The sequence below is a fragment of the Lentzea sp. NPDC004789 genome (assembly GCF_053601075.1).
The window spans coordinates 21,399-46,693 of the sequence record NZ_JBSGBE010000029.1 but is presented as its reverse complement, the minus strand read 5'-3'; the positions used below and the strand labels follow the sequence as shown (position 1 = coordinate 46,693).

Annotated in this window: 20 protein-coding genes; 10 read left to right on the top strand and 10 right to left on the bottom strand. The window is 69.5% G+C overall.

The features are described from left to right. The first annotated feature begins 69 nt into the window (after positions 1-69). Positions 70-897 (top strand): SDR family oxidoreductase, encoded by an 828-nt coding sequence (locus ACWEIJ_RS41335; protein ID WP_449842755.1) that lies wholly within the window; start codon positions 70-72, stop codon positions 895-897. Between the two features lie 163 nt (positions 898-1,060). Continuing rightward, on the top strand, positions 1,061-2,059 hold the full coding sequence (locus tag ACWEIJ_RS41330; protein WP_449842754.1) for a LacI family DNA-binding transcriptional regulator: 999 nt from the start codon (positions 1,061-1,063) through the stop codon (positions 2,057-2,059). Positions 2,060-2,063: 4 nt separating this feature from the next. Here ACWEIJ_RS41330 and ACWEIJ_RS41325 read toward each other — a convergent pair whose 3' ends face one another. The 6 genes from ACWEIJ_RS41325 to rhaI are packed head-to-tail and all read right to left on the bottom strand — an operon-like array spanning position 2,064 to position 9,479. Next, on the bottom strand, positions 2,064-2,642 hold the full coding sequence (locus ACWEIJ_RS41325; RefSeq protein WP_449842753.1) for a LutC/YkgG family protein: 579 nt from the start codon (positions 2,640-2,642) through the stop codon (positions 2,064-2,066). Next, entirely contained in the window at positions 2,629-4,056 is a 1,428-nt protein-coding gene (locus tag ACWEIJ_RS41320) for a LutB/LldF family L-lactate oxidation iron-sulfur protein (RefSeq protein WP_449842809.1), read from the bottom strand. The genes ACWEIJ_RS41325 and ACWEIJ_RS41320 overlap by 14 nt, the downstream gene beginning before the upstream one ends. Before the next feature lie 11 nt (positions 4,057-4,067). Then, positions 4,068-4,793, bottom strand: coding sequence for a (Fe-S)-binding protein (locus tag ACWEIJ_RS41315; RefSeq protein ID WP_449842752.1), 726 nt, complete (start codon positions 4,791-4,793; stop codon positions 4,068-4,070). Then, positions 4,790-6,253 carry a rhamnulokinase gene (locus ACWEIJ_RS41310; protein ID WP_449842751.1) on the bottom strand — a complete coding sequence of 488 codons (1,464 nt, stop codon included), beginning with the start codon at positions 6,251-6,253 and terminating at the stop codon, positions 4,790-4,792. The genes ACWEIJ_RS41315 and ACWEIJ_RS41310 overlap by 4 nt, the downstream gene beginning before the upstream one ends. Beyond that, positions 6,250-8,274 (bottom strand): bifunctional aldolase/short-chain dehydrogenase, encoded by a 2,025-nt coding sequence (locus ACWEIJ_RS41305; RefSeq protein ID WP_449842750.1) that lies wholly within the window; start codon positions 8,272-8,274, stop codon positions 6,250-6,252. The genes ACWEIJ_RS41310 and ACWEIJ_RS41305 overlap by 4 nt, the downstream gene beginning before the upstream one ends. A 5-nt stretch (positions 8,275-8,279) precedes the next feature. Then, positions 8,280-9,479 (bottom strand): L-rhamnose isomerase, encoded by a 1,200-nt coding sequence (gene rhaI / locus ACWEIJ_RS41300; protein WP_449842749.1) that lies wholly within the window; start codon positions 9,477-9,479, stop codon positions 8,280-8,282. A 107-nt stretch (positions 9,480-9,586) separates the two neighbouring features. Between rhaI and ACWEIJ_RS41295 the strand changes: the two genes are divergently transcribed. Genes ACWEIJ_RS41295 through ACWEIJ_RS41270 form a run of 6 tightly spaced genes read left to right on the top strand, consistent with a single transcriptional unit; the run spans position 9,587 to position 17,520 of the window. Further along, entirely contained in the window at positions 9,587-10,894 is a 1,308-nt protein-coding gene (locus ACWEIJ_RS41295; protein ID WP_449842748.1) for an MFS transporter, read from the top strand. Between the two features lie 10 nt (positions 10,895-10,904). Further along, on the top strand, positions 10,905-13,388 hold the full coding sequence (locus tag ACWEIJ_RS41290; RefSeq protein ID WP_449842747.1) for a glycoside hydrolase family 78 protein: 2,484 nt from the start codon (positions 10,905-10,907) through the stop codon (positions 13,386-13,388). Continuing rightward, on the top strand, positions 13,388-15,583 hold the full coding sequence (locus ACWEIJ_RS41285; protein WP_449842746.1) for a glycoside hydrolase family 3 C-terminal domain-containing protein: 2,196 nt from the start codon (positions 13,388-13,390) through the stop codon (positions 15,581-15,583). The genes ACWEIJ_RS41290 and ACWEIJ_RS41285 overlap by 1 nt, the downstream gene beginning before the upstream one ends. A 21-nt stretch (positions 15,584-15,604) precedes the next feature. Further along, the gene (locus ACWEIJ_RS41280; protein ID WP_449842745.1) at positions 15,605-16,363 is read left to right on the top strand and encodes an SDR family NAD(P)-dependent oxidoreductase; all 759 of its coding nucleotides are present in this window, start codon (positions 15,605-15,607) and stop codon (positions 16,361-16,363) included. A 12-nt stretch (positions 16,364-16,375) separates the two neighbouring features. Next, complete coding sequence (locus ACWEIJ_RS41275) at positions 16,376-17,287, top strand: alpha/beta hydrolase (RefSeq protein ID WP_449842744.1); 912 nt, start codon at positions 16,376-16,378, stop codon at positions 17,285-17,287. After that, positions 17,284-17,520, top strand: coding sequence for a glycoside hydrolase family 78 protein (locus tag ACWEIJ_RS41270; RefSeq protein WP_449842743.1), 237 nt, complete (start codon positions 17,284-17,286; stop codon positions 17,518-17,520). Before ACWEIJ_RS41275 ends, ACWEIJ_RS41270 begins: the two co-directional genes overlap by 4 nt. A 410-nt stretch (positions 17,521-17,930) precedes the next feature. Here the strand turns inward: ACWEIJ_RS41270 and ACWEIJ_RS41265 are convergent, their stop codons facing one another. The 4 genes from ACWEIJ_RS41265 to ACWEIJ_RS41250 all read right to left on the bottom strand — a co-directional run bounded on the left by ACWEIJ_RS41265 (position 17,931) and on the right by ACWEIJ_RS41250 (position 21,811). Next, complete coding sequence (locus ACWEIJ_RS41265; RefSeq protein ID WP_449842742.1) at positions 17,931-18,716, bottom strand: IclR family transcriptional regulator; 786 nt, start codon at positions 18,714-18,716, stop codon at positions 17,931-17,933. A 62-nt stretch (positions 18,717-18,778) separates the two neighbouring features. Then, entirely contained in the window at positions 18,779-19,618 is an 840-nt protein-coding gene (locus ACWEIJ_RS41260; protein WP_449842741.1) for a fumarylacetoacetate hydrolase family protein, read from the bottom strand. Beyond that, positions 19,615-21,288, bottom strand: coding sequence for a bifunctional 3-(3-hydroxy-phenyl)propionate/3-hydroxycinnamic acid hydroxylase (locus ACWEIJ_RS41255; protein ID WP_449842740.1), 1,674 nt, complete (start codon positions 21,286-21,288; stop codon positions 19,615-19,617). The genes ACWEIJ_RS41260 and ACWEIJ_RS41255 overlap by 4 nt, the downstream gene beginning before the upstream one ends. 28 nt (positions 21,289-21,316) lie before the next feature. Further along, the gene (locus tag ACWEIJ_RS41250; protein ID WP_449842739.1) at positions 21,317-21,811 is read right to left on the bottom strand and encodes a VOC family protein; all 495 of its coding nucleotides are present in this window, start codon (positions 21,809-21,811) and stop codon (positions 21,317-21,319) included. Between the two features lie 220 nt (positions 21,812-22,031). On the opposite strand from ACWEIJ_RS41250, the gene ACWEIJ_RS41245 reads away from it, so the two are divergent. Both ACWEIJ_RS41245 and ACWEIJ_RS41240 read left to right on the top strand, forming a co-directional pair. Then, positions 22,032-23,627 carry an MFS transporter gene (locus ACWEIJ_RS41245; protein ID WP_449842738.1) on the top strand — a complete coding sequence of 532 codons (1,596 nt, stop codon included), beginning with the start codon at positions 22,032-22,034 and terminating at the stop codon, positions 23,625-23,627. A gap of 201 nt (positions 23,628-23,828) precedes the next feature. Next, positions 23,829-25,292 (top strand): aldehyde dehydrogenase family protein, encoded by a 1,464-nt coding sequence (locus tag ACWEIJ_RS41240; protein ID WP_449842737.1) that lies wholly within the window; start codon positions 23,829-23,831, stop codon positions 25,290-25,292. Positions 25,293-25,295: the final 3 nt, after the last annotated feature.

Sequence of the window (25,295 nt, the reverse complement as noted above, 5' to 3'; positions counted from 1 at the left end):
TCACACGCCACACTTGACACCGAGTGACAGATTTGGCGTACGGTGGCGTCAGCCATCAAGGAGGTATTCATGACCAAGATCTGGTTCATCACCGGCGCCGGGCGCGGGTTCGGCAAGGAGTTCGCCAAGGCGGCACTGGGCCGGGGCGACAAAGTGACCGCGACCGCCCGGAAGCTCGGCGACGTCGACGACCTCGTCGAGGAGTTCGGCGACGCCGTCCTGCCGCTCCAGCTCGACGTCACCGACCGCACCGGTGGCCTCGCCGCGGTCGAGCAGGCCAGCGCCCACTTCGGACGCCTCGACGTCGTGGTCAACAACGCCGGCTACGGGCTCTTCGGCGCGATCGAGGAGATCACCGAGCAGCAACTGCGCGACCAGCTCGAGGTCAACCTGTTCGGCGTCCTGCACGTCACCCAGGCCGTCCTTCCGCTGCTGCGCAAGCAAGGCAGCGGCCACATCGTGCAGATCTCCACCGTCGGCGGCGTTGCCGCGTTCCCCAGCCTCGGCGGCTACCACGCCTCCAAGTGGGCCCTCGAGGGCCTGAGCGAGTCACTCGCCCAGGAGGTCGCGCCGTTCGGCATCAAAGTCACCCTCGTCGAACCCGGCGGCTTCGCCACCGACTGGTCCGGCTCCAGCGCGGTGCGCGCCGAACCGCAGCCCCAGTACGACCCGATCCGTCAGGCCATGGCCGATCGCGGCAAGCAGACGCCACCAGAGCTGATCGGCGACCCGGTCGCCGCCGGACCGGCCCTGCTGGACGTCGTCGACGCCGAACAGCCGCCCCTGCGGGTCTTCTTCGGCACGATGCCCACCATGATCGTCCCAGGCCTCTACCAGTCCCGGCTGGACACCTGGGAGCAGTGGAAGCACGTCGCCATCGCCGCCAACGGTCATTGATTTCCACTGCCGTCGACGTTCGACCGATCCACGCCGGGCCCGCAAGGATTTCGTTGCAATGGCTGCGGCGCCACAGACCAGTTCGCAGCAAAGCGGAACACTGCTCTCGGATGCTAATCTCACGGCTAGCACGTGCAAGTAGTCGTGTGGCGAGAGGGTGGACGTGGGGACGAAGGCGGGCAAGCGCGTGACGGCCGCGGACGTCGCGCGGTCGTTGGGGCTTTCCAGGGCCACGGTGGGGTTCGTGCTCAACGGAACGACCGAACAAAGGATCTCCGAGGCGACCAGGAACCGCGTCCTGGCAGAGGCTGCACGCCTCGGTTATCGCCCGCACACGGCCGCCCAGGCACTGCGTCGCGGCAGCAGCAGGCTGATCCTGCTGATCATCCCGGACTGGCCGGTCGACTTCAGCGTCAGCAAGTGCGTCGAGGAGGCCTCGCACACCCTGGAAGAGGCCGGGTACTCGCTCGTCACCCAGACGCATCATCCGGTGGGGACGGCGCGCCCGCTCTGGGAGCTGCTCGATCCCGAAGTGGTGGTGGGTTTCGCGCCGTTCACTCCCGACGAAGTGACGGCGATGCAGGGCTGTGGTGTTACGAAGATCGTCCCCGGGATTGAGCCGAACCCGTCGACGCCTGACCCGCTCGGTCTGCACGACGGTCCGCGCCTGCAGGTCGAGCACCTGCGTGCCCACGGCCACGAGCGCCTCGGGTTCGCCGCGACGAGCGACCCGCGGGTGTCCGGTCTGGTCGAGTCGCGGCTGGCGGCGGCTCAGGAGGCCGCTGCGGCCTCGGGACTGCCGCCGCTGGTCGTCCGAACGGTGGACGGCGGTCCGGACGCTGCGGGGCAGGCGGTCCAGGACTGGTTGCAGGGGGACGTGACGGGTGTCGTGGCCTACAACGACGACAGCGCTGCCAGGGTGATCGGCGCAGCCATCCGCGCGGGCCGGGAGGTTCCCGCCGACCTCGCCGTCATCGGGCACGACGACAGCCCGTACACCGCGTTGTTCGTCCCCTCGATCTCGAGCATCCGGATCGACTACGCGGGCCTCGGACGGCACCTGGCCGAACTGGCACTCCACGCGGCCACTGGCCAGCCGCTGTCCGGCGACGTTGTCGACGCCGCGACGGCGGTGGTCGCCCGCGAGTCCACCGCGTCCTGACGGATCACACGTCGACGACGACCACCCGCAGGCTTCTCGGTCCGTGCACGCCTTCCACCCGGTCGAGTTCGATGTCGCTGGTCGCGCTCGGGCCGCTGATCCACGTCTGGGCGCGCAGCGGGTCCAGTCCCGAGACAGCGGCCGGCACGCCGGGCACGATCTGGTCGCTGCGCACGACGCAGACGTGGATGTCCGGCAGCAGGGAGTAGACCCTGGGGCCCTGACCAGGTCCGTGGTCGAGCACCACAGTTCCCGTGTCGGCGATGCCGACGGCCACCGTGGTCACCACGGCATCGGCGGTGTGCGGGCCGGACGGCGCCGGCCCGGTGACCGGGTGGGGAAAATCGTCCGGCACGGCGACGGTCTTCGCGTCGGCGAGGGCTTCCGCGATCGCGCGGGCCACCTCGGATTTCGCACACCGGCGCACGACCACGCCGTAGTCGGTGACCCGCTCGATGAAGAGCCCGACCAGGTCCGGCAGCCGGACCGGGATCCGGTGGACGTCGGGCACATCGCTCTCCTCCGATCGGGCCTGCGCAAGTGCGCCACGGACCGCGGCCAGGATCTCGTCACGAGCGTTCATCGCGCCTCCACCACCTTCTGAACGACTCCGTCGGCGGCGCGGGGAGATCGCGGGCGTCCGTCCACAGTGAACCGGGCCAGGGCAGTCTCGCCACAGCGCGCCGCCCACCGGGAAGACGCCTCCGGCCCAGCCTGCTGAACACCGCTGACACGCGTTCGGCGATCCGCAGCCGGCCGGACCTGCCCAACGTCCACGACGCCGCCTTCATCGCCACCGCCTCGGCGTGCGGTCGTGGTCCGCGACGGACGTCCACGACCTGCGACCGCAGGTGGACCAGCACCTCGGGGATGTCGATCCTGACCGGGCAGGCGTCGAAGCAGGCACCGCACAAACTCGACGCGTAGGGCAGTGAGTCGGTTTGGGCGTCCGTTCCCACACCTTTGAGCAACGGGTTGAGGATCGCGCCGATAGGACCGGGGTACACAGACCCGTACGCGTGCCCGCCGGTCCTTTCGTACACCGGGCAGACGTTGAGACAGGCGGAACACCGGATGCACCTCAGCGCCTGGCGGCCGATCTCGTCGGCCAGCGCACGGGTGCGGCCGTTGTCCAGCAGGACGACGTGCATCTCCTGCGGTCCGTCGCCCGGTGTCACACCGGACCACGTGGAGGTGTACGGGTTCATCCGCTCGCCGGTGCTCGAGCGCGGAAGGAGCTGGAGGAACACGTCGAGATCGGCCCACGTGGGCACGACCTTCTCGATGCCGACGACCGAGACGAGGATCTCCGGCAGGGTGAGGCACATCCGGCCGTTGCCCTCGGACTCGACGACCACGAGCGTTCCGGCGTCGGCGACGGCGAAGTTCGCGCCGGAGACCGCCATCCTCGCCGAGAGGAACTTCTGCCGCAGGTGCCGCCGGGCCGCTGCGGCCAGCTCGGCCGGTTCATCGCTCAGCTCGGGGCCGGTTCCGTCCATCTTGGACAGGAAGATCTCGCGGATCTCCGCGCGGTTGCGGTGGATCGCGGGCACCAGGATGTGGCTGGGCAGATCGTCACCGAGCTGCACGACGAGCTCGGCGAGGTCGGTCTCCCACGCGGTGACGCCTTGAGCGGCGAGTGCCTCGTTGAGCCCGATCTCCTGCGTCGCCATGGACTTGACCTTGACCACTTCGTCGACGCCGTGACTGCGTGCGATGCGGCCGACCACGGCGCACGCCTCGGCGGCGTCCCGCGCCCAGTGGACCGTGACTCCGCGATCGGTCAGCGACTGTTCCAGCCGGAGGAGGTGCTGGTCGAGTTGCCGGAGGGTGTTGCCCTTGATGGCGGCGCCGGCTCGGCGCAGGTCTTCCCACTCGGGCACCTCGGCGACCACCGCCGCCCGCTTGGCACGGATCGTGGCCGTGGCGTGGGCGAGGTTTCGCCTGAGCTGCGTGTTGCCGAGGGCTTCGCGGGCCGCCTGGGGGAACGGCGGCATGCCGAGGAACGTCACCGGTCCCCCTCCGTGCCGGCCAGGACGTCGGCCAAGTGCATCACCCTCACTCCGGACCGCTGCCGGGAGAGCAGGCCGCCTATGTGCATGAGACAGGAGTTGTCGCCCGCGACGAGGACCTCGGCCCCGGTGTCCCGGACGTGCCGCGCCTTGTCGGCGCCCATCGCGACGGAGGTGTCGGCGTTCTTGAGGGCGAACGTGCCGCCGAACCCGCAGCATTCGTCCCCTGCGGGCAGCTCGACCAGGTCGATGCCGCGAACAGCCCGCAGCAGGCGCAGCGGCCGGTCGCCCACCCGCAGCATCCGCAACGAGTGGCAGGTCGGGTGATAAGTGACGCGGTGCGGGAAGTAGGCGCCGACGTCCTCGACGCCCAGCACGTCGAGGAGGAACTCCGACAGCTCGAACACCTTCGACGATGCCGCTGCGAGTCGTTCGTCGTTGCCCCGGCGAGCCACGATCCCGTGCTGGTGCCGGACGGACCCGGCACACGAACCGGACGGTGTCACGATCGCGTCGTACCCGTCGAACGCCTTGGCGAAAGTGCGCACGACGGGCACGGCCTCGTCAAGGTAGCCGGTGTTCACCATCGGCTGACCGCAGCACGTCTGAGCGTCCGGGAACTCCACGTCGACCCCGAGCCGGTGCAGCAACCGGACGACGGACTTGCCGGTCTCGGGGAACAGCGCGTCGTTGACGCAGGTGATTAGGAGCGCGACCTTCACGGCATCTCCGCCCCTTCCCACAGCGCAGCCTGCGGCGAAGGGGTGTACCTGCGTGTGAGGTGAGTGCTCCGGATCAACGCGCGCATCGCTGCCAGATCCGGGAGATCCTCACCGAGAGCACGGGCCTGCACGAGCACGTTGCCGAGCGCTGTCGCCTCGACAGGGCCTGCGACCACGGGAATCCCGCAGGCATCGGCGGTCAGCCGGCAGAGCAGCTCGTTGCGGGCCCCTCCCCCGACGACGTGCACGACGTCGATCGGCCGGCCGGTCAGATCGGCGGCTTCTCGCACCGCACGCCGATAGGCCAGCGCCAGGCTGTCCAGCACACAACGCACGAACTCCGCCTGGGTCACCGGAGGTTCCTGCCCGGTGGCCCGGCACGAGTCCTCGATCCTGGCGGGCATGTCGCCCGGCGGGAAGAACTCCGGTGCGTTGATGTCCACCACGGCACGCAACGGGGGAACCTCGGCCGCTTGAGCGAGCAGGTCCGGCAGATCCACCTCGTGGCCGCGAGCGCGCCACGTGCGCACGGCCTCGGACAGCACCCACAGGCCCATCACGTTGCGCAGGAAGCGGATCTTGCCGTCGACGCCCACCTCATTGGTGAAGTTGGCCGCCATCGCGGCGTCCGACAGGACGGGAGCGTCGAGCTCGACCCCCACCAACGACCAAGTGCCCGACGAGATGTAGGCGAAGTTGGCTCCCGCTTCCGCGGGCACGCCCACGACCGCCGACGCGGTGTCGTGCGAGCCGACCGCGATCACCGGCAGGGTCGGCAGGCCGAACTCGTCCGCGACCTCCGGCAGCAGCGGGCCGATCATGTCCCCGGCTGACCGCAGCGGAGGGAACAGTGCACGCGGCACACCCACCGCATCAGCGAGTCCGCCCGCCCAGGCGCGCGTGCGCACGTCGTAGAGCTGGGTCGTCGACGCGTTCGTGTGTTCGGCACCGATCTGCCCGGTCAGCCAGTTGGCGAGCAGGTCCGGAACCATCAGCATCGTGGCGGCGTGGGGCAGCCGTGGACCGTCCTGTTCGGACACCAGCTGGTACAGCGTGTTGAACGGAAGCTGCTGAAGCCCGGTGGTGGCGTAGAGATCGCGATCCGGCACCACCGCACGCACCTGGTCGATGACGCCGTCGGTCCGAGCGTCCCGGTAGTGCACCGGGTTGCCGAGCAACGCGCCGTCGGCGGCGAGCAGACCGTAGTCGACCGCCCAGGAGTCGATGCCGACCGCGTCGACCGGGGTCTGTGCGTGAGCAGCCTGGATTCCTGCCAGGACTTCGGCGTAAAGGCCCAGGACGTCCCAGTGCAGCGTCGGCTTCCGGCGGCCGGCCACGCGCACCGGCCCGTTCGGGAACCGGTGCGCTTCCTCGAGCACGAGCCGGCCGGTGCCGACTGTGCCCACCATGACTCTGCCACTGGTGGCACCCAGGTCGACGGCCGCGACGCGCACGGTCATCGCAGGAATCCCGCGGCGACACCCGCGTCGACGGGGATGTGCAGACCGGTGGTCTGGACGAGGTCACCGCCGGTGAGCGCGAACACGGCGGCGGCGACGTGTTCGGGCAGCACCTCCCGCTTGAGCAACGTGCGCTGGGCGTAGAACGCGCCCAGCTCCTCCTCCGGCACGCCGTACACGGCGGCGCGCTGGGCTCCCCACCCTCCGGCGAAGATGCCGGAGCCCTGCACCACGCCATCGGGGTTGACCCCGTTGACCCGGATGCCGTGAGCGCCGAGCTCGGCGGCCAGCAGCCGGACCTGGTGGGCCTGGTCGGCCTTCGCGGCGCCGTAGGCGACGTTGTTCGGTCCCGCGAACACGGAGTTCTTCGACGAGATGTAGACGATGTCGCCGCCGATGCCCTGGTCGATCATCGCTTTCGCCGAGGCCCTGGAGACCAGGAATGAGCCCTTGGCCATCACGTCGTGCTGGAGGTCCCAGTCGCGGTCCGTGGTCTCCAACAGGGGCTTCGAGATCGACAGACCGGCGTTGTTCACGACCAGGTCGAGCCCACCGAACGCCAGCGAGGTGGCGTCCACGGCCGACTGCACAGCGTTCGTGTCGGTGACGTCCGCGGTGATCGCCACGGCCTGGTCGCCGATCTCGGCGGCCGTCCGGACAGCGGCCGCCGCGTCGAGGTCGGCGATCGCCACGCAGGCGCCCTCGGCGGCGAGCCGCAGGGCGATGGCCCTGCCGATGCCCGAGCCCGCACCGGTCACGAGGGCGATCCGCCCGGCGAGGGGTTTCGGCTTCGGCATCCGCTGCAGCTTGGCCTCTTCCAGCGCCCAGTACTCGATTCGGAACTTCTCGCTTTCCGGGATGGGTGCGTAGGAGGACACGGCCTCGGCGCCACGCATGACGTTGATGGCGTTGACGTAGAACTCACCGGCGACGCGCGCCGTCTGCTTGTCGCGGCCGAACGAGAACATGCCGACACCGGGAACCAGCACGATCGCCGGATCGGCACCGCGCAGCGCCGGGGAGTCCGCGGTCGCGTGCCGCTCGTAGTAGGCGCGGTAGGAGTCGCGGTAGTCCGCGTGCAGCTCCCTGAGCCGCGCGATCACGTCCTCTAGCGGCGCGGTGCCCGGCAGGTCCACCACCAGCGGGCGGACCTTGGTCCGCAGGAAGTGGTCGGGGCACGAGGTTCCCAGCTCGGCGAGCGGCCCGAGCTTCTCCCGCGAGAGGAAGTCGAGCACGGCCTCCGAGTCGGTGTAGTGCCCGACCACGCGCTGGTCGGTGGAGGCGAGCCCGCGGATCAACGGCGCGAGAGCCGCCGCACGAGCCCGCCGATCGGTTTCGGGCAGGGCCTCGAAGCCGGGCACCACCGCGCCGAACGGTTCCGCGTGGCCCCGCTCGGTCAGGAACCTCTCGGCGGTCCGGATGATCTCCAGCGAGTTCTGCTGACATTCCTCGGAAGTGGCGCCCCACGCGGTGATGCCGTGTCCGCCGAGGATCACGCCGATCGCCTGAGGATTGGCCGACTTGACCGCGGCGATGTCCAGCCCCAGCTGGAAACCGGGGCGCCGCCAGTCCACCCAGACGACGCGGTCGCCGAAGCACTCCTTCGTCAGGGCGGCGCCGTCGGCAGCCGTGGCGAGTGCGATGCCGGAGTCGGGGTGCAGGTGGTCGACGTGCTCCGCATCCACCAACCCGTGCATGACCGTGTCGATCGACGGCGCCGCGCCTCCCTTGCCGTGCAGGCAGAAGTCGAACGCGGCGACCATCTCGTCCTCACGCTCGACCCCGGGGTAGACGTCGACGAGCGCACGCAGCCGGTCCAGCCGCAGCACGGCCAGTCCTGCCTCGGTCAACGTGCCGAGATCACCGCCGGATCCCTTGACCCACAACAGTTCCGTGGGCGAACCGGTCACCGGGTCCGTCGTGACGCCTTTGGCCGAGGTGTTGCCACCGGCGTAGTTGGTGTTGCGCGGGTCGGCGCCCAGCGCGTTGCTGCGCGCGATGAGCTGCTCGGGCACGGTCATGGTGGTCACGCTCCCCATCCGGCCTGAGCACCGCCGGCGCGGTCGGCCACGATCTTCTGCTGGTAGCCGCTGCGGTGGTACGCCGCGACGGGGTCCGGGTCGAGCCCGGCGTCTTCCCGGAGTTCGGCCAGCAACGGCCGGACGTCGGTGTTGTAGGCGTCCATCAGCACGGCGTTCGCCCCGAGGACATCGCCTTCCCGCTGGGCGATCCGCAGCGCGTCCCGGTCGACCAGCAGCGCCTTGGCGGTGGCCTCCTGGATGTTCATCACCGATCGGATGATCGCGGGGATCTTCGCCTCGATGTTGTGGCACTGGTCGAGCATGAAAGCGATGCCGGGGCCGAGCGCGTCGCCGCGGACGATCTCGTACATGATCCGGAACAGCTGGAACGGGTCCGCGGCACCGGCCATCAGGTCGTCGTCGGCGTAGAAGCGGGAGTTGAAGTCGAACGCGCCCAGCTTCCCCGCCCTCAGCAGGAACGCCACGATGAACTCGATGTTCGTGCCGGGCGCGTGGTGACCGGTGTCGATGCACACCGTCGCCTTGTCCCCGAGCTCGAGGCAGTGGGCGTAGGAGGTCCCCCAGTCCGGCACGTCCGTGGCGTAGAAGGCCGGTTCGAACAGCTTGTACTCCAACAGGATGCGCTGGTCGGGGCCGAGCCGGTCGTACGCCACCCGCAGCGCCGCCGCGAGCCGGTCCTGACGATCGCGCAGGTCGTCCTGACCGGGGTAGTTGATGCCGTCGGAGAACCACAGCTTCAGGTCGCGCGAGCCCATCTCGTCCATGATGGACACCGCGTCGACGAGGTGGTCCGTCGCCTTGCGGCGAATCCTCGGATCCGGGTTGGTCACCGACCCCAGCTTGTAGTCCTCGTCCTGGAACACGTTGGTGTTGATCGCACCGATCTCGACGCCCAGATCCCGTGCGTACTTGGACAACGCGGCGTAGTCGTCCACGCGGTCCCACGGGATGTGCAACGCGACGGTCGGAGCCACGCCGGTGAACCGGTGCACCGTCGCCGCGTCGGCGATCTTCTCCTCCGGCGTGCGCGGCACGCCGGGCTGCCCGAACACCTTGAACCGGGTGCCCGAGTTCGCGTACGCCCACGACGGCGTCTCGATGCGCTGCTCCCGCAGCGCCTGCTTCACAGCCGTCACGTCAGGCACGTCGGTCGACCTCCGCGATTGTTTGAAACGTTTTAACATGAACGATGCTTGCACGTGCTAGCTGCGCGAGATTAGCATCACCGCACTGCGCTTCGCTAGCACGTGCTAACAGCCTGGACCTCGCCTTTTGGACAACGGAGTCTGCCATGATCGACAGCCAAGCGTCCGCCGTCCCGCAGCCTCCGGGGACAACCCCGCCCGAGCCCTCGCCGGGCGAGGAGCAGCCCTTGGTCTCCGCCCGTTACATCTGGTTGATGGTGCTCGCCCAGTTCGGCGTGTTCACGGCGTTCATCACGCCCCTGGCGATCTCGCTGTCGGTCCGCGTCGCCGAACTCGCGCCAGGACGCGAGCAGTACCTCGGCTACATCACGGGTGCCGGCGCCGCCGCGGTCGTGGTCGCGGGGCCACTGCTGGGAGTGCTCAGTGACCGCACCCGCACCCGGCTGGGCCGCCGTCGGCCGTTCATGATCGTCGGCACGCTCGTCGGCATCGTGTCGCTGGTGGTCATGGCGACCGCTCCCAGCGTGCTCGTGCTCGGGGCCGGTTGGGTCCTGGCCCAGTTGAGCTGGGGTCAGACCCTCGGCGCCCTGACGAACTCGCAGGCCGACCGCCTGCCGGAGTCCCAGCGCGGCAAGGTCGCCGGTCTCGTGGGGTTCGGCACTCTCGTCGCACCGGTGGTCGGCGTGACGCTCGCCGGCGGCTTCGCGGGTGATCCGCTTCTGCTGTTCCTGGTGCCCGGCGCGATCGGCGCCGTTCTGGTGGCGCTCTTCGTGTTGCTGGTGCACGAGCCGGACAGCCGCGGGATGACGTTCAGCGACCCGCTGACGATCCGCACTCTCGGCCGCAAGTACGTGTTCGACCCGCGCAGGTACCCGGACTACTCCTGGGCCTGGGTCAGCCGCTTCCTGTTCTACTTCGGGCTGACGCTCAACACGACGTTCATCGCGTTCTTCCTCGCCTCGCGCCTGGGAGTCGGGGTGCAGGAGGTGGCCGGCACCATGGCCGTCCTGTCCGGGCTCGGGGTTCTCGCCACCTCCGCGGGAGCGCTGAGCGGCGGTTTTCTCTCGGACCGGCTGCGCAGGCGTCGCGTGTTCGTGCTCGTCGCGGGAATCATCTACGCACTCGGCGCGGTCGTGATGGCTGTCGCCTCCGACCTGCCCGTGCTGTTCGCCGGATCGCTCATCACATCGATCGCACTCGGCATGTTCTCCGCAGTCGACCAGGCGCTGGTGCTGGACGTCCTGCCGGAGCGGGAGAGCGAGGCCGGCCGGTTCATGGGCATCATCGGCTTCGCGACCAGCGTCCCGCAGTCCGTCGCTCCCCTTGCCGCACCGGCGTTCCTGGCCATCGGCGCGACCGCCACCGAGAAGAACTACAGCCTGCTGTTCTTCGTCGCCGCCGCCTGCACCGTCCTGAGTGGACTCATGGTGCTGCGCGTCAAGTCCGTTCGCTGAGGAGATCACCGTGTCACACACCTGGCAGGCCAGGTTCATCACCGCGTCCAGGTCCTGGACCGAGCCCGGCGAGCCCGCGGCGTACTTCCGGCGCACGTTCACCCTCGACGAACTTCCCCGCCGAGCGATGTTGCACGTCACCGCGATCGGGTTGGTCGAGGCCCATCTCAACGGCGCTCGTGTGGGCGACGACGTGCTGACGCCCGGCTGGACGGCCTACCGGCACCGGCTGGCGGTGAGCAGCTACGACGTCACCGACCAGATCATGTCCGGGGCCAACGCCGTCGGCGCCGTCGTCGGTGAGGGGTGGGCGATCGGCCGGATCGGATACGAGGGCAGGCGCAACCACTACGCCGACCGCCCAGGGCTGTTCCTGCAGCTCGACCTGGAGTACGACGATCGTGTCGAGATCATCGGCACGGACGAGTCGTTCACCACCGGAACCGGATCCGTGCTCGCCAACAGCCTGTACGACGGCGAGGAGCACGACGCGCGGCTCGAACCCGTCGGCTGGGACCTCCCCGGTTTCGACGACAGCGCGTGGGCGCCGGTGGAGTCGTTCGACTGGGATCTCGCCACCCTCGTCACCACTGGCGCGCCGCCGATTCGCCGGACCCAGGAACTCGCTCCGATCTCGATCCGGCAGAACCGCGACGGCAAGCCGATCGTCGACTTCGGGCAGAACATCTCGGGCTGGGTCAGACTGAATGTGCGCGGGCAGGCCGGACAGACCGTGACGCTGCGCCACGCCGAGGTCCTGGTCGACGGCGAACTGAACACCGAGACCTTGCGCACCGCCGCGGCGACGGACAGGTACACGTTGCGCGGCGGCGGCGAGGAGACGTGGGAACCGAGGTTCACCTTCCACGGCTTCCGCTTCGTCGAGGTCGACGGGTATCCGGGCGCACTCACCGCTGACGACATCACGGCGATCGTGGTCCACAGCGACATGACCCGCACCGGTTGGTTCGAGTGCTCCAACGAGCTGCTCAACCAGCTGCACGCCAACGTGGTGTGGTCCATGCGGGACAACTTCGTCGGCGTCCCCACCGACTGCCCGCAACGCGACGAACGGCTGGGCTGGACCGGGGACCTCAACGCCTTCGGCCCGACCGCGGCCTTCCTCTACGACGTGCGCGGACTTCTCGGTTCCTGGCTGGCCGACCTCGCGGCCGAACAACGCGAGAAGGGCTACGTCCCCTGGGTGGTCCCGGACGTGCTGTCGACGCCGTGCTCCCCCACCGCGCTGTGGAGCGATGTCGCGGTCAGCCTGCCGTGGACCCTGTACACCGAGTACGGCGACGTCGAGATCCTGCGGCGCAGCTACGAGTCCATGTCCGCGTTCATCCGGGACGTCGAGACCCGGCTGAACGAGAACGGCTTGTGGGACAAGGGCTTCCAGTTCGGCGATTGGCTCGACCCGGACGCACCGATGGACAACCCGGCCGGAGGCAAGACCGACCGCCACCTCGTGGCGTCGGCCTTCCTGTGCCGCACCACCGCGGAGATCACGAAGGCCGCGCGGCTGGTGGGCGAACCAGGCGACGCCGAGCACTTCGCGGCACTCGCCGATCGGGTGCGGACCGCCTTCCGCCACGAGTACGTCACCCCATCCGGCCGCCTGGCCAACGAGTCCGCCACGGCGCTCGCCCTCGCGATCTGCTTCGACATCCTCGACAAGCAGCAAGAGGTCAGGGCGGATGAGCAACTGGCGGGGCTGGTCGCCAAGGCCGGCTACCGGATCTCCACCGGCTTCGCCGGCACCCCGTTCGTCACCGAGGCGCTGGGCCGGACCGGGCATCTCGACGCGGCCTACCTCCTGCTGCTGGAGACCGGCTGCCCGTCGTTCCTCTACCCGGTCACCATGGGAGCGACGACGATCTGGGAGCGCTGGGACTCGATCCGGCCGGACGGCACGATCAACCCGTCCGGGATGACGTCACTCAACCACTACGCGCTCGGTGCGGTCGCCGACTGGCTGCACAAGGTGGTCGGCGGACTGTCCCCCGCCGAACCCGGCTACCGCAGGATGCGCATCGCACCGCGACCGGGCGGCGACCTCACCCACGCGACCGTCACCCACGACACGGTGCACGGACCCGCGTCCGTTGCCTGGCGCATCAGCGAGAACCAGCTGCGCCTCGACGTGAGGATTCCGGAGGGCACCACCGCGACCGTCGTGCTCCCGCTCCACCCGGACGGCCTCGTCGTCGAGATCGAGGCCGGGGAGCACAGCTGGCAGTACGACATCGCCGGTTCAGCTCCTGCGGAGTACACAATGGACACACCGCTGCGGGCACTCGCCCAGGACCTCAAGGTGTGGCGTGCCGTCACCGAGGCGTTCGGCAAGCACTTCCCCGGCATTCCCCTCGACGCCTCGGCTCCGGAGGCGGCGAGCATCTCGCTCAACATCGTTCTCGAACACGTGCCCGGCGCTTCGCCGGAACTCGAGAACGACCTCATGGCCGCCGTCGGCCAGGAAGGAAACAGGTAATGTCACAGCACGATCCCGCCGACCTCACGCTGGAGGAGAAGGCGTCGCTGCTGTCCGGGAAGGACTTCGGGACCACCAAGGCGATCGCCGACGTGCCGTCCATGGTCCTGGTCGACGGACCGCACGGGCTACGTCACCAGGACGCCGAGTCCGACCATCTGGGCGTGTACGACAGCCGACCGGCCACCTGCTTCCCCACCGCGGCCGCCGTCGGCAGCAGCTGGGACCCCGAAGTGGCCGCGGAGATCGGCGCCGCCATCGGCCGCGAGGCACGCGCGTCCGGCGTCACCGTCAACCTCGGCCCCGGCGTGAACATCAAGCGGTCGCCGTTGTGCGGCCGCAACTTCGAGTACTACTCCGAGGACCCGCTGCTGAGCGGAGCCCTCGGGGCCGCGCACGTGCGCGCCCTGCAGAACGAGGGCGTGGGTGCGTCGGTCAAGCACTTCGCCGCCAACAACCAGGAAACCGACCGGATGCGGGTCAGCGCGGACGTCGACGAACGCACGCTGCGCGAGATCTACTTCCCGGCCTTCGAGAAGGTCGTCACCGAAGCACATCCGGCCACGGTCATGTGCTCCTACAACAAGATCAACGGCGTCTACGCGTCGCAGCACCGCTGGCTGCTCACCGACGTCCTGCGCGATGAGTGGGGTTTCGACGGCGTGGTCGTCTCCGACTGGGGCGCGGTGGCCGACCGGGTCGCGGCGCTCGCCGCCGGACTGGACCTCGAGATGCCGGGCACCAACGGCGTCACCGACGCCGAGATCGTGGCCGCGGTGCGGCGCGGGGAGCTCGACGAGGCCGTCGTCGACCAGAGCGTGCGGCGGGTCGTGGAACTCTCCAAGCTGGCGGCTCCGGCGACCGGCGCGGTCGACGTCGACGCGCACCACGCTCTGGCGAAACGACTCGCCGCCGAATGCGCCGTGCTGCTCAAGAACGATCAGGCCGCGCTGCCCATCGCACCCGACGCCAAGGTCGCGGTCATCGGCGAGTTCGCCGCGGAGGCACGGTTCCAGGGCGGCGGCAGCTCGCACGTGAACCCGACCCGCGTCGACACCCCGCTCGACGCGATCCGGGCACTGGGTACATCGGTCAGCTACGCGCGCGGGCTCGACGACAACGCGGTGGCGATCGCCCGTGAGGCGGAGGTGACCGTCGTCTTCGCCGGATTGAAGGAAGCCGACGAGTCCGAGGGATACGACCGCGAGTCCATCGATCTGCCCTCCTACCAGGTGGACCTGATCCGTCGCGTCGCAGCGGTGAGCCGCCGGACCGTGGTCGTGCTGTCGCACGGCGGGGTCGTCTCACTAGAGGGCTGGCACGACGAGGTCGACGCGATCCTCGACTGCTGGCTGCTCGGCCAGGCCGGTGGCGCCGCGATCGCGGATCTCTTGTACGGCATCGCCTCCCCCTCGGGCCGCCTCGCCGAGACCATCCCGGTCCGTCTCCAGGACAACCCGAGTTACTTCAACTTTCCCGGCGAACAGGGGCACGTCCGCTACGGCGAGGGCGTGCTCGTGGGCTACCGCTACTACGAGACCGCCGAGGTCGAGGTCCGCTACCCGTTCGGCCACGGCCTGACCTACACCAGCTTCGAGACCAGCGGCCTCTCCGTCACAGCGACGGGTGATGACAGCGCACTCGTGTCGGTGACCGTCACCAACACCGGACCCGTCGCCGGCAAGCACGTCGTGCAGGTCTACGTCGCGACCAGCGCGGGTCCTGTTCGCCGCCCCGCCCGTGAGCTCCGCGCGTTCACCAAGATCGCGCTCGCGCCCGGAGAGTCGCGCACCGTCGACCTGAAGCTGGGCCGCCGCGCCTTCGCGTACTACGACATCGAGCTCGGCCGCTGGGTGGTCGCTTCCGGTGACTACACCGTCCAAATCGGAGAGAACGCCGCGGTCGTCGTCGCCGAGGAACAGATCACCCTCGTCGGAGACGTGATCAAGCGTGAGCTGAGCCTCGACTCCCCGGTCGAGGACTGGTTCGGCCACCCGATCGTGGGCCCGGTCATCATTCGCACGCTCGAAGAGGGGATGACCGCTGAGCAGGCACGGCAGGCCGCGGACAACCCTGACCAGATGCGCATGGTCGCGTCGCTGCCGATGAAGCAGTTCACCCACTTCCTGACCCAGAGCGGGATGCACGTGTCCTCGGACGCGCTCGCCGACATGATCGAACTCAGCAAGAGCTGACCTGAGAACGGAAACCGACAAGTGCAGCGATTCACCGGCAAGCGCGTCCTCGTCACCGGAGGTGCCTCCGGCATCGGCCAGGCGACGGTCCTGCGGCTCCTCTCCGAGGGCGCGCACGTCGTCACCGTCGACGTGGACGAAGCTGGTCTCAAGGACACCGCCGAGCGGGCCGACACCGACCGTCTCACCACCGGCGTGCTGGACATCTCGAACGAGGAGGCGGTCGGCACCGTCGTCTCGGACAGCGTGAAGTCTCTCGGCGGCCTGGACGTGCTCGTCAACGCGGCCGGCATGTTGCGAGGCGCTCACACGCACGAGTGCACGCTCGAAACCTGGAACAGGATCATCGCGGTCAACCTCACCGGCACGTTCCTGGTCACCCGCGCCGCGTTGCCGGCTCTGCTCGAGACCGGCAACGGCGTGGTCGTCAACTTCAGCTCGACGTCCGCGTCCTTCGCCCACCCGTACATGGCGGCCTACTCCGCCAGCAAGGGCGGCATCCAGTCGTTCACGCACTGCATCGCCCAGGAGTACTCGAAGCAGGGCCTGCGGGCGGTGTGCGTCGCTCCCGGCAGCATCCGCAGCGGCATCACCGAAACGACAGTCCAGCACCTGCCGCAAGACGTCGACTGGCAGCTGTTCCTGAAGCTCCAGCCCGCTCTCGGCGAGGGGTTCGCGCCGCCGGAGACCGTCGCCGGAGTCATCGCCATGCTCGCCTCCGAGGACGGCGCGTTCATCACCGGAACTGAGGTCCGCGTCGACGGCGGAACCCACCAGTAACGAGGAAGACCGATGCCCAGCAACACCTTCGACCAGATCGTCGGCCTGTTCCGCGGTTCCGACGAACCGGTCGACCTCGCGGCCGAACGCGCCAACGCCGCCACGGTCGGCGCCCTGTACCAAGCTGTCCCAGGCGTCGTCGACGAGCTCATGGTGGACGGTTCCTACCTGATGACCCCGGAGGAGCCACGCGAGGATCTGGTGATCTTGCTCGTGCACGGCGGTGGCTTTCGGTCGGGCAACGCGGCGATGGTGCGCCAGCTCGCCGCCGCCCTCGCCTCGGGCACCCGCGCCCGCGTGGTCCTGCCCGAGTACCGGCTGGCTCCGGAGAACCCGTATCCGGCCGCGATCACCGACTGTCTCGAGGCGTTCGACCACGCCTCGGCACTGGCGCCGAACGTGGTGGTGGTCGGCGAGTCCGCGGGTGCCAACCTCGCCGCGGCGGTGCTGCTGCGGCGCCGTGAGCAAGCCCTCGCGGGCGTGCTCCTCTGCGGCGTGTTCGACCTGCGGGAGGAGCGGTTCCACACAGGCAGCTGGGTCGAGCGCGCGGACACGGAGTACCTCCTCAAGGCACACCTCGGACCGCAGATGCGCATCGACTACCTGGGCACGCATCCCGCTGACGACCCGCTGGTCTCACCGGTTCTCGCCGATCTGCGCGGGCTGCCTCCACTGCTCATCCAGGTGTCGAGCGCCGAACGCCTGCTCGACGACTCGCTGAACCTGGCCACCACGGCCGCCCGGGCCGGCGTGCCCGTCGAGCTCGACGTGTGGCCGCACATGTTCCACTGCTGGCAGATCGTCGCGGGGTTCCTCCCCGAGGCGACCGAGGCGGCGACCCGCATCGCGGCGTTCGTGAACCGCGTGGCCGAAGGACGTGTCGTCGACGGCGCGGCCCTCTCCACCGGCCCGGTGATTCCTTGACCGCACCAACGCGGCTGCGTGCCGAACATCTGGACAACCCGCTGGGCACCGACGTCATCCGGCCGCGGTTGTCCTGGTGGCTGCCCGCCGGTGCCACTGCGCAGTCGGCCTACCGGATCCGCACGGACGACTGGGATTCCGGGAGTCTGGACGGTGATCAGCACGTACTGGTTCGGCACACCGGCCCGGCGCCCGGTTCAGGGCGGCGAGTGACCTGGCAGGTCAAGTTGTGAACCGACCTCGGCGAGAGCGACTGGTCGCAGCCCGCGCACTGGGAGACCGGGCTCGGCGCCGGGGACTGGACGGCCGCCTGGGTCGAACCTCGGCACGTGCCGGTCGTTGAGCTCGCGGACGATCGACGCAACGGCGCGGCCGGCTGCCCTCTGCCCGAAGATCCACCTCACCCACGGCGCCGTGTCACTCGTGTCGCCATCCAATGCGCCTGTGCGTTGTCCGCGACCGGCTGGCCGCAGTTCTCGCGGGCCAACCGTCCTTCACCCTCGTCGGGGCTCAACTGGACGCGCACCTCCACGTGCGCGGAGGGCCGGGCGCGGGCAAGACCGCCATCGCACTACTCATCATCGATGGCGTCCGCGGTTCAGGTTCTCGGGGTGACGAGATCGGCGATAGCTGCCGAGTGGCATCACCCCGCGACGACGGCTATCAGGTCGCTGATCTCCTGTGCTGTGGCCAGGACGTTCTGGGCGATTTCCGTCTCGGCCTCCGGGTAGACGCGCGAGGCGAGGGCGACCACGCTCACCGCCGCGACCACGTGTTCGTCCTCGTCACGGATCGGCGCGGCGATGCCGATGACGTCCGGGTCCAGCTCGCCGCGGGTGACGGAGTAGCCGATGCGGCGGATTCGACCGAGGCGTTCCATCAGTGCGTCGACGTCGGTGAGGGTAGCCGAGGTGAACCGGCGCAAATCGGCTGCTTCCAGCAGGGTGCGGGCTTCGTCGTCGGGGCTCCAGGCGAGCAGGACGAGGGCTGAGGCGCCGGCGTTGATCGGCAGGGAGCTGCCGCGTTCGTAGGAGATCCGCACCGCGCGTGAGCTCTCCGCGCGGTCCACGCACACCACCAGGTCGCCGGCGCGTCGGGTCAACAGCACGGTTTCGTGCACCTTCTGGGCGAGCGTCTCCATCAACGGCATCGCAATCTCGGAGAGGCCGTAGCTGCGGCGGGCCAGCCGCGCGATCTCCAGCACCCGCAGGCCGAGTCGGAAGCCTCCGCCCGGCGCCTCTTCGAGGAAGCGACCTGCCACCAGGCTCTGCAGGTAGCGGTAGGTGGTGGAGCGGGCCACGCCGAGTCGCTCCCCGATGGCGCTTCCGGAGAGGACGAGGTTGGTGTCGTCGAACATGGTCAGGATGTCGAGCGCCCGGTCGGCGGTGGAGTTGCGGTCGCGATAGTTCGGGGACGCGTTTCCTGACATGCGAGACACTGTAGCGGGCGGTCGGCAGTCGGTCGCTGCGTACGGCTGTCCGCTCACCCGGTTCACGCTTGGTCCTTGACGACGGGGTTGCGCAGTTCCCCAATGCCTTCCACGGTGGTGACGAGTTCCTGGCCGGGACGCAGGAACACCTTCGGGTCGCGGCCGGCGCCCACTCCTCCCGGGGTTCCGGTGCAGATCAGGTCGCCGGGCAGCAGTGTGATGATGGTGCTGATGTAGGCGATGGTGTCGGCCACGTCGAACAGCAGGTCGGCGGTGTTGGCCTTCTGCATCGTGCGGCCGTCGACGCTGCAGGCGATGGTGAGGCCGGAGGCGCCGGGCGGCAGTTCGTCGGGGGTGACGAGCGCGGGCCCGACTGGTGTGGTGGCCTCGAACGTCTTGCCGGACAGGAACTCACGGGTGCGGTGCTGCCAGTCCCGGACGGTGACGTCGTTGACGACCGTGTAGCCGGCCACGTACTCCAAGGCCTTTTCGCGTGGCACGTGGCGGCCGCTGCGGCCGACGACGACTCCCAACTCCGCCTCCCAGTCGACGTCGTCGCTGACCGGCGGCATGTGGATCTCGTCGTGCGCGCCGATCAGGGAGCCGTCGTACTTGGCGAAGAGTGTGGGGTACCTGGGGGTCGGACGACCCATTTCCTTGATGTGGGTGGCGTAGTTGAGTCCCAGGCAGACGATCTTGTTCGGGTGCGGGACGAGCGGTGCCAAGGACGCCTCGGCCAAGGGCAGGCGCTCGCCGTCCCCAGCGGTCGCCCGTTCCTGCCAGTCGTCGGCGGCGAGCAGTGCGCCGACGTCGGCGAAGGGCAGGAGGACGAGCTCGTCCCCTTCCTGCCGGGCGGCGGCGGTCTGACGGCCGGCGGCGACACGGACGGTGCTGAGCCTCATCGGGCTACTCCTGGGAAGTCGTGCTGGATCTCGGAAACGGCAGGCGGGAAGGGAGCTGGAACGGGCACGCCGGCGGCGAAGCGGCGCAGCTGTGCGCCCACGTGTCCGGACCTGTCCGGAGGAAAGACCGCTGCCACCAGACGGTCGGGCCGCACGAGTACGAAATGCCCGGTCAATCCGGCGAAGAGGGCGTCCAGCCGGCCGTCGGCGTCGGCGATCCCCACCCGCCCCGCCTGGTCACGCGGTGCCCGGTCGTCAGAGAAGACGTCCACCGCGGCGGCGTCCGGCACACCGGCCCGCGCGACAGCCGCCCAGTCGGCGTCGGTCACGCCGATGCCCAGCAGGCTCCAGCCTGGTCCGAGGACGTCGTCCAGCCGCGTGACCTGATGTTGCTGTCCGCGTAGCACCCTCGGCTGCGGCAACACGGCGCCGACGAGCCCACAGCCCGCTCCGTCCGCACCGATGACCGCTCCCGACCGCACGCGAGTGTCGGGGCGGTAGCGCATCTCGGTGAGATAGCGACGTCCCGGCGGGGTGCGCATGACCGCACGCACCAGCAGATCGCGCAGCAGGGCGCGTGGGCGGCTCGTGGTCATCACGATGCGGCCGAGCCGTACGGACAGGTCGATCACGGCCTGGGCGTGGGGACGTCGCTCGGTGTCGTACGTGTCGAGCAGCGTGTCGCCAGCTTTTCCCGCCAGGACCTCGGCGATCTTCCAGCAGAGGTTGGCCGCGTCGCGCACACCGGAGTTGAGGCCCTGTCCGGCGAATGGCGGCATCATGTGCGCGGCGTCGCCGAGCAGGAAGCAGCGGCCGTGGCGCAGACGGTCGGCCAGCAGCGCGTGGAAGCTGTAGGCGACCGCACGCTCGACCTGCTCGGGTGTGATCTCCCGGTGGGGCGCGAGGAGTCTGCGCACCAGCGCGAACGGGGGTGGTGCACCGGCTTCGCACTCACCCGGCCTCAGCCGGAATTCGTAGCGGCAGCGACCGTCCCGCCCCGGCACGATCACGGCCGGGCGGTCCGGGTCGCCGTGGTGCATGCCGTAGCGCTGGTCGTGCGCGTCCTGAAGGGTGTCGACCACCAGCCACACGTCCGGAAAGCTGCGGCCACGCATGGGAATGGCGAGCAGGTCGCGAACCGTGCTGCGGCCGCCGTCGCAGCCGAGGACGTAGGAGATGTCCAAGTCCTCGCCCGGCTCGCCCTGTCCGCCTGCGCGCAGCGAGACGGTCACCCGGTCTGAATGCTGGGTGAGGGCGGTCAGCCGGGTGCCGAAGCGGACATCGACACTGGGCAGGCGGTTCAGTTGCGCGCGCAGCACGCGCTCCAGGTCGGGCTGGGCGAACGGGTTCTTGAACGGATGCCCGAAGCGCTGGTCGCCGGTGCCGCGGGCGTGCACGAGCGTCCGCCCGCCGACACCGAAGTACCTCGTCCCGGTGCCCGGCACGAGGATCGGGTAGACCGCCTCATCCAGGCCCCCTGCCGACTGGAGTGTGCGCAGCGACTCGTCGTCGAGACTGATCGCCTTGGCGTCGTCGCTCGTGGTGGCGTTGCGTTCCACCAGCAGTACCCGCACACCCCGCGAGCCGAGCAGATGGGCGGCAGTCAGCCCGGTCGGGCCGGCGCCGACGACGAGCACGTCGGGCCGCGGCACCGGTGGTGGCTGCGTCATGAAGGACCTTCCGTCGTACGGGCCGCTGTTACTGGACCGGCTGGTAGGACGGGCCACCCTCGGTCAGCAGCCGCTCGGCCTCGGCGAGCACGTCCGCCGGGTCCTGGTCGAGGTTCAGGGTCTTGCGGAAAGGCTGGCGCACGTCACGTTCCAGCCGGAGGTAGACCTCGTTGCGGTTGCCCTCGGGGTCGAAGAAGTAGATCCCGATCGCGTTGCCGTGCGTGACCTCCTGCTGGACCTCGATGCCTTCGGCCCGGAACCGGTGGTGGAAGTCGATGATCGACTCGAGAGAGTCCACGCGCCACGACACCTGGTGGGTGAGCTTGGCCCCGGGAGGGGCGGTACGGCCTCGCTGCAGGACGAACTCGTGGTGCTCCTCCTCCGGACGGGAGGAGAAGAACACGATGCCCCGCTCGTCGTCCTCGTCGGTGACGGTCAGCCCGAGAACACGTGCGTAGAAGTCGCGCATCTTCTCCAGGTCGTCGACCCAGAAGCCGGTGTGGCCCAGTCCAGTGATCGCCATAGGGTACTACCTCCCCGTGGGACGTCTGTTTCGATAAGCAGGACACTAGGCGCGCCTGAGGCTGCGGTCAACGTGAACAAGCTGACATCATCCCCTTGACTGCGCGAGCCGCACCGTACAGAGTCCTGTTTTACACAACATGTATCCGAATATGCGGGACATCGGTGTCGGAGCTTCTGCGAGCCTGCCGGGGACCGCCCAAGCCGCTGCTGGAGGACCCATGACCCGTTCCGATGCCGGGAGCGCCGCTGCCCCGGTTGCCACAGAGGACCCGGCGTCGCTGGGACGCCGCACCCTGATCGCCGCCTGCCTGGCCATCTGCGTCGCACAGATCGGCATCCCGCTCGCGTCCCCGATCATCGGCGAGATCCAGCGGGACCTCGGGTCGTCGGCCGCCGCACTTGCCTGGATCCCCGCGGCGTTCATCCTGCCGACGGCCATCCTCGAGCTGAACTTCGGCGTTCTCGGCGACCTCTTCGGACGCAGGCGCCTGCTCGTCCTCGGCGGTCTCCTGATCACGGTCGGCTGCCTGGTCGTCGCGACCTCGGGCACGCTGACCCAACTCATCGCCGGCCAGGCGGTCGCCGGACTTGGAGCCGCGGCGATCTTCCCCTCGTCCCTGGCGGTGATCGTCGCGGGCACGCCGCAGTCGGCCGACCGCGCACGGGCGTTGTCCTACTGGGCCGTCAGCCTGGCGTTCGGCGCCATGGTCGCCCCGCTGATCAGCGGGTTCACCGCCGAGCACATCGACTGGCACTGGGCCTTCGTGCCGCTCGCGGTGCTGGGCCTGGTCACCGCGGTCGTCAGCGCCCGGTGGATCACCGACTCCCGCCAGCCGGCCGGGCGCGGACTCGACTGGCCGGGTCAGGTCACCATCGCGGTGTCCCTGCTGGCGCTGCTCTACGCCGTCATCGAGGGTGCCAACGACGGCTACACCGCGGTGCACATCGTGTCCGCCTTCGTGGTCGCGCTCGCCGCCTTCGTGGGTTTCCTCGTCGCGGAGCGCAGGTCGCGGGCGCCGATGCTGAGGCTGGGCCTCTTCCGAATCCCCTCGTTCGCGGCGGCCGCCGCCATCGGTCTGCTGGCGATGTTCGGCTTCATCGGCACCGCATACGCGCTGAGCATCAAGCTTGAGGCTGTCTACCACCTTTCCCCGCTCCAGGCCGCCCTGCCGTTCGCCCTCATCCAGGCGATCCCGCTGCTGCTGACGCCCGTCCTGCCGAAGCTGCTGCAGCGTGTGCATCCCCGCGCACTGCTCGTCGGCGGTCTGCTGTCACTCGCGGCCGGTGAGGTCTGGATGGCCCTGCTACCGGGTGAGGCCACGGACCTGGCATCGATGGCCGGATCGATCCTGCTCCTGGGGGTCGGCTTCATCACGATGTTCTCCGCGCTGACGGCTGTCGCGGTCGGCGGCGTCGACATCCACGAAGCCGGCATGGCCAGCGCGGTCACCAGCCTCGTCCGCGAGACCGGGCAGGCACTGGGCCCCGCGATCGTCAGCGCCGTCGCCCTCGGCACGGCGGGCAGCGCCCTCGCCGCGAAACTCGGCGCCGCCGATCTCCCCGCCGAAGCCATGGGTGTGGCCAGCGCCGTCAATGCTCAGGGCGGCGCGATCGCCGTCGCCAACGCCGACCTCGGCGAACTGTCACGCACGCTGGTCCCGCTGGCCCGCCAGGCCCTCGAAGCCGGCCTCGATCTCAGCCTGTACCTGTGCGCAGGCGCCAGCCTGGTGGCCGCGCTCATCGCCGTGCTCACCCTCCAGAACACCGCCGCGGTGCCCGCGGACACCGCGGGCCAGGGCTCGCCCAGCCACTGACCGAGACCCCGACTCTCCGAAGGAGACTTCCGTGTTCCGCTTGTACCGAAGTACCACGCTGGTGCTGCGAGCCGTCACCGGCTGGCTTGCCTTCGCCGCCGGTCCCGGTGCTCTGGCGACCGACTCGTTGCTCGGCCTGGAGCGAACCTCCCGAGACCGCAATCAGGACAGGGACACGATCTTCGGTGGAACGAGGGCGGTATGACATTTCTGGACAGCACCACCTGGGAAGGTCGCATCTTCTCCGGTGAGTGGATCAGCGGCTCGGGCGAGGTGTACGACGCCGTCGAGCCCGCCACCGGCAAGACGCTGGGCCGCATCGGTTCGGCGACACCAGCCGACGTCGACAAGGCGGTGGAGCGGGCGGCGTCAGCTCAGCGAGAATGGGCCGCCCGGCCGTACTCCGACCGCGCTGCGGTCCTGCGCCGTGCCGCGCGCCTGTTCGAGGAGTACCAGCACGAGATCGAGACCTGGCTGGTGAGAGAGTCCGGCGCGACCCGCCCGTTCGCCGCCCACCAGGTCACCGGCGGCGGAGCGGAGGAGTGCCACGAGGCCGCCGCCCTCTCCGGAGCGCCCTACGGCGAGCTGCTGCGCTCCGGGCAGGAGCGGCTGTCCTTCTCTCGCCGCGTCCCCGTCGGAGTCGTCGGTGTCATCGCTCCGTTCAACGTGCCGATCATCCTGGCCATGCGGGCGGTGGCCCCTGCGCTCGCTCTTGGCAACGCGGTGGTCCTGAAGCCGGACCCTCGCACCGCGATCAGCGGTGGCGTCGTCCTCGCCCGTGTCTTCGAAGAGGCGGGCCTGCCCTCCGGCCTGCTGCACGTCCTGCCCGGCGGCGCGGACGTCGGAGCCGCCGTCGTCGAGCATCCGCGAGTCCCCGTCATCGCGTTCACCGGTTCCACCCGAGCCGGCCGCGCGATCGGCACCACCGCCGCCCGGCATCTCAAGCGGGTTCACCTGGAGCTGGGCGGCAACTCCGCTCTAGTCGTGATGGACGACGTCGACCTGGACAAGGCCGCTTCGGTCGGCGCCTGGGGATCGTTCGTCCACGCCGGACAGATCTGCATGGCCACCAGCCGCCACCTGGTCCATGCCTCGGTCGCCGACGACTACACCGACCTGCTCGCCCAGCACGCCGACGCGCTCCGGGTCGGCGACCCCGCCACCGAGGACGTCGCGGTCGGGCCGCTCATCGACAGCGGACAACGTGATCAAATCCATCGCGTCGTCACGGACACGGTCGAGGCCGGCGCCAGGCTGGTCGCGGGCGGTCGTTACGAGGGCCTGTTCTACCGGCCCACCGTGCTCACCGATGTGCCGCTCACCGCGCCCGCCTACGCCGAGGAGATCTTCGGGCCGGTCGCGCCGGTCGTCACGTTCGAAAACCTGGACGAGGCGGCCAGCCTCGCCGCGAGCACGGAATACGGGCTGTCCCTGGGCGTCCTGACCCGGGATGTCATGAAGGGCCTCGCCCTGGCAGACCGCGTGCCCAGCGGCCTAGTCCACATCAACGACCAGACCGTGAACGACGAACCGCTCATCCCGTTCGGCGGTGTCGGCGACTCCGGCACCGGGTCCCGCCACGGCGGCGCCGCCGCCAACCTCGAGGCCTTCACCGAACAGCAGTGGATCACCGTACGCGGCGAACTCCCCCACTACCCCTTCTGACCT

Coding starts and splice junctions, on each gene's coding strand:
- ACWEIJ_RS41260 (WP_449842741.1), bottom strand. CDS start 19,618: ATGAGGCTCAGCACCGTCCGTGTCGCCGCCGGCCGTCAGACCGCCGCC.
- ACWEIJ_RS41295 (WP_449842748.1), top strand. CDS start 9,587: ATGATCGACAGCCAAGCGTCCGCCGTCCCGCAGCCTCCGGGGACAACC.
- ACWEIJ_RS41335 (WP_449842755.1), top strand. CDS start 70: ATGACCAAGATCTGGTTCATCACCGGCGCCGGGCGCGGGTTCGGCAAG.
- ACWEIJ_RS41255 (WP_449842740.1), bottom strand. CDS start 21,288: ATGACGCAGCCACCACCGGTGCCGCGGCCCGACGTGCTCGTCGTCGGC.
- ACWEIJ_RS41305 (WP_449842750.1), bottom strand. CDS start 8,274: ATGACCGTGCCCGAGCAGCTCATCGCGCGCAGCAACGCGCTGGGCGCC.
- ACWEIJ_RS41265 (WP_449842742.1), bottom strand. CDS start 18,716: ATGTCAGGAAACGCGTCCCCGAACTATCGCGACCGCAACTCCACCGCC.
- ACWEIJ_RS41275 (WP_449842744.1), top strand. CDS start 16,376: ATGCCCAGCAACACCTTCGACCAGATCGTCGGCCTGTTCCGCGGTTCC.
- ACWEIJ_RS41245 (WP_449842738.1), top strand. CDS start 22,032: ATGACCCGTTCCGATGCCGGGAGCGCCGCTGCCCCGGTTGCCACAGAG.
- ACWEIJ_RS41250 (WP_449842739.1), bottom strand. CDS start 21,811: ATGGCGATCACTGGACTGGGCCACACCGGCTTCTGGGTCGACGACCTG.
- ACWEIJ_RS41320 (WP_449842809.1), bottom strand. CDS start 4,056: ATGCCGCCGTTCCCCCAGGCGGCCCGCGAAGCCCTCGGCAACACGCAG.
- rhaI (WP_449842749.1), bottom strand. CDS start 9,479: ATGTTAAAACGTTTCAAACAATCGCGGAGGTCGACCGACGTGCCTGAC.
- ACWEIJ_RS41285 (WP_449842746.1), top strand. CDS start 13,388: ATGTCACAGCACGATCCCGCCGACCTCACGCTGGAGGAGAAGGCGTCG.
- ACWEIJ_RS41325 (WP_449842753.1), bottom strand. CDS start 2,642: ATGAACGCTCGTGACGAGATCCTGGCCGCGGTCCGTGGCGCACTTGCG.
- ACWEIJ_RS41310 (WP_449842751.1), bottom strand. CDS start 6,253: ATGACCGTGCGCGTCGCGGCCGTCGACCTGGGTGCCACCAGTGGCAGA.
- ACWEIJ_RS41240 (WP_449842737.1), top strand. CDS start 23,829: ATGACATTTCTGGACAGCACCACCTGGGAAGGTCGCATCTTCTCCGGT.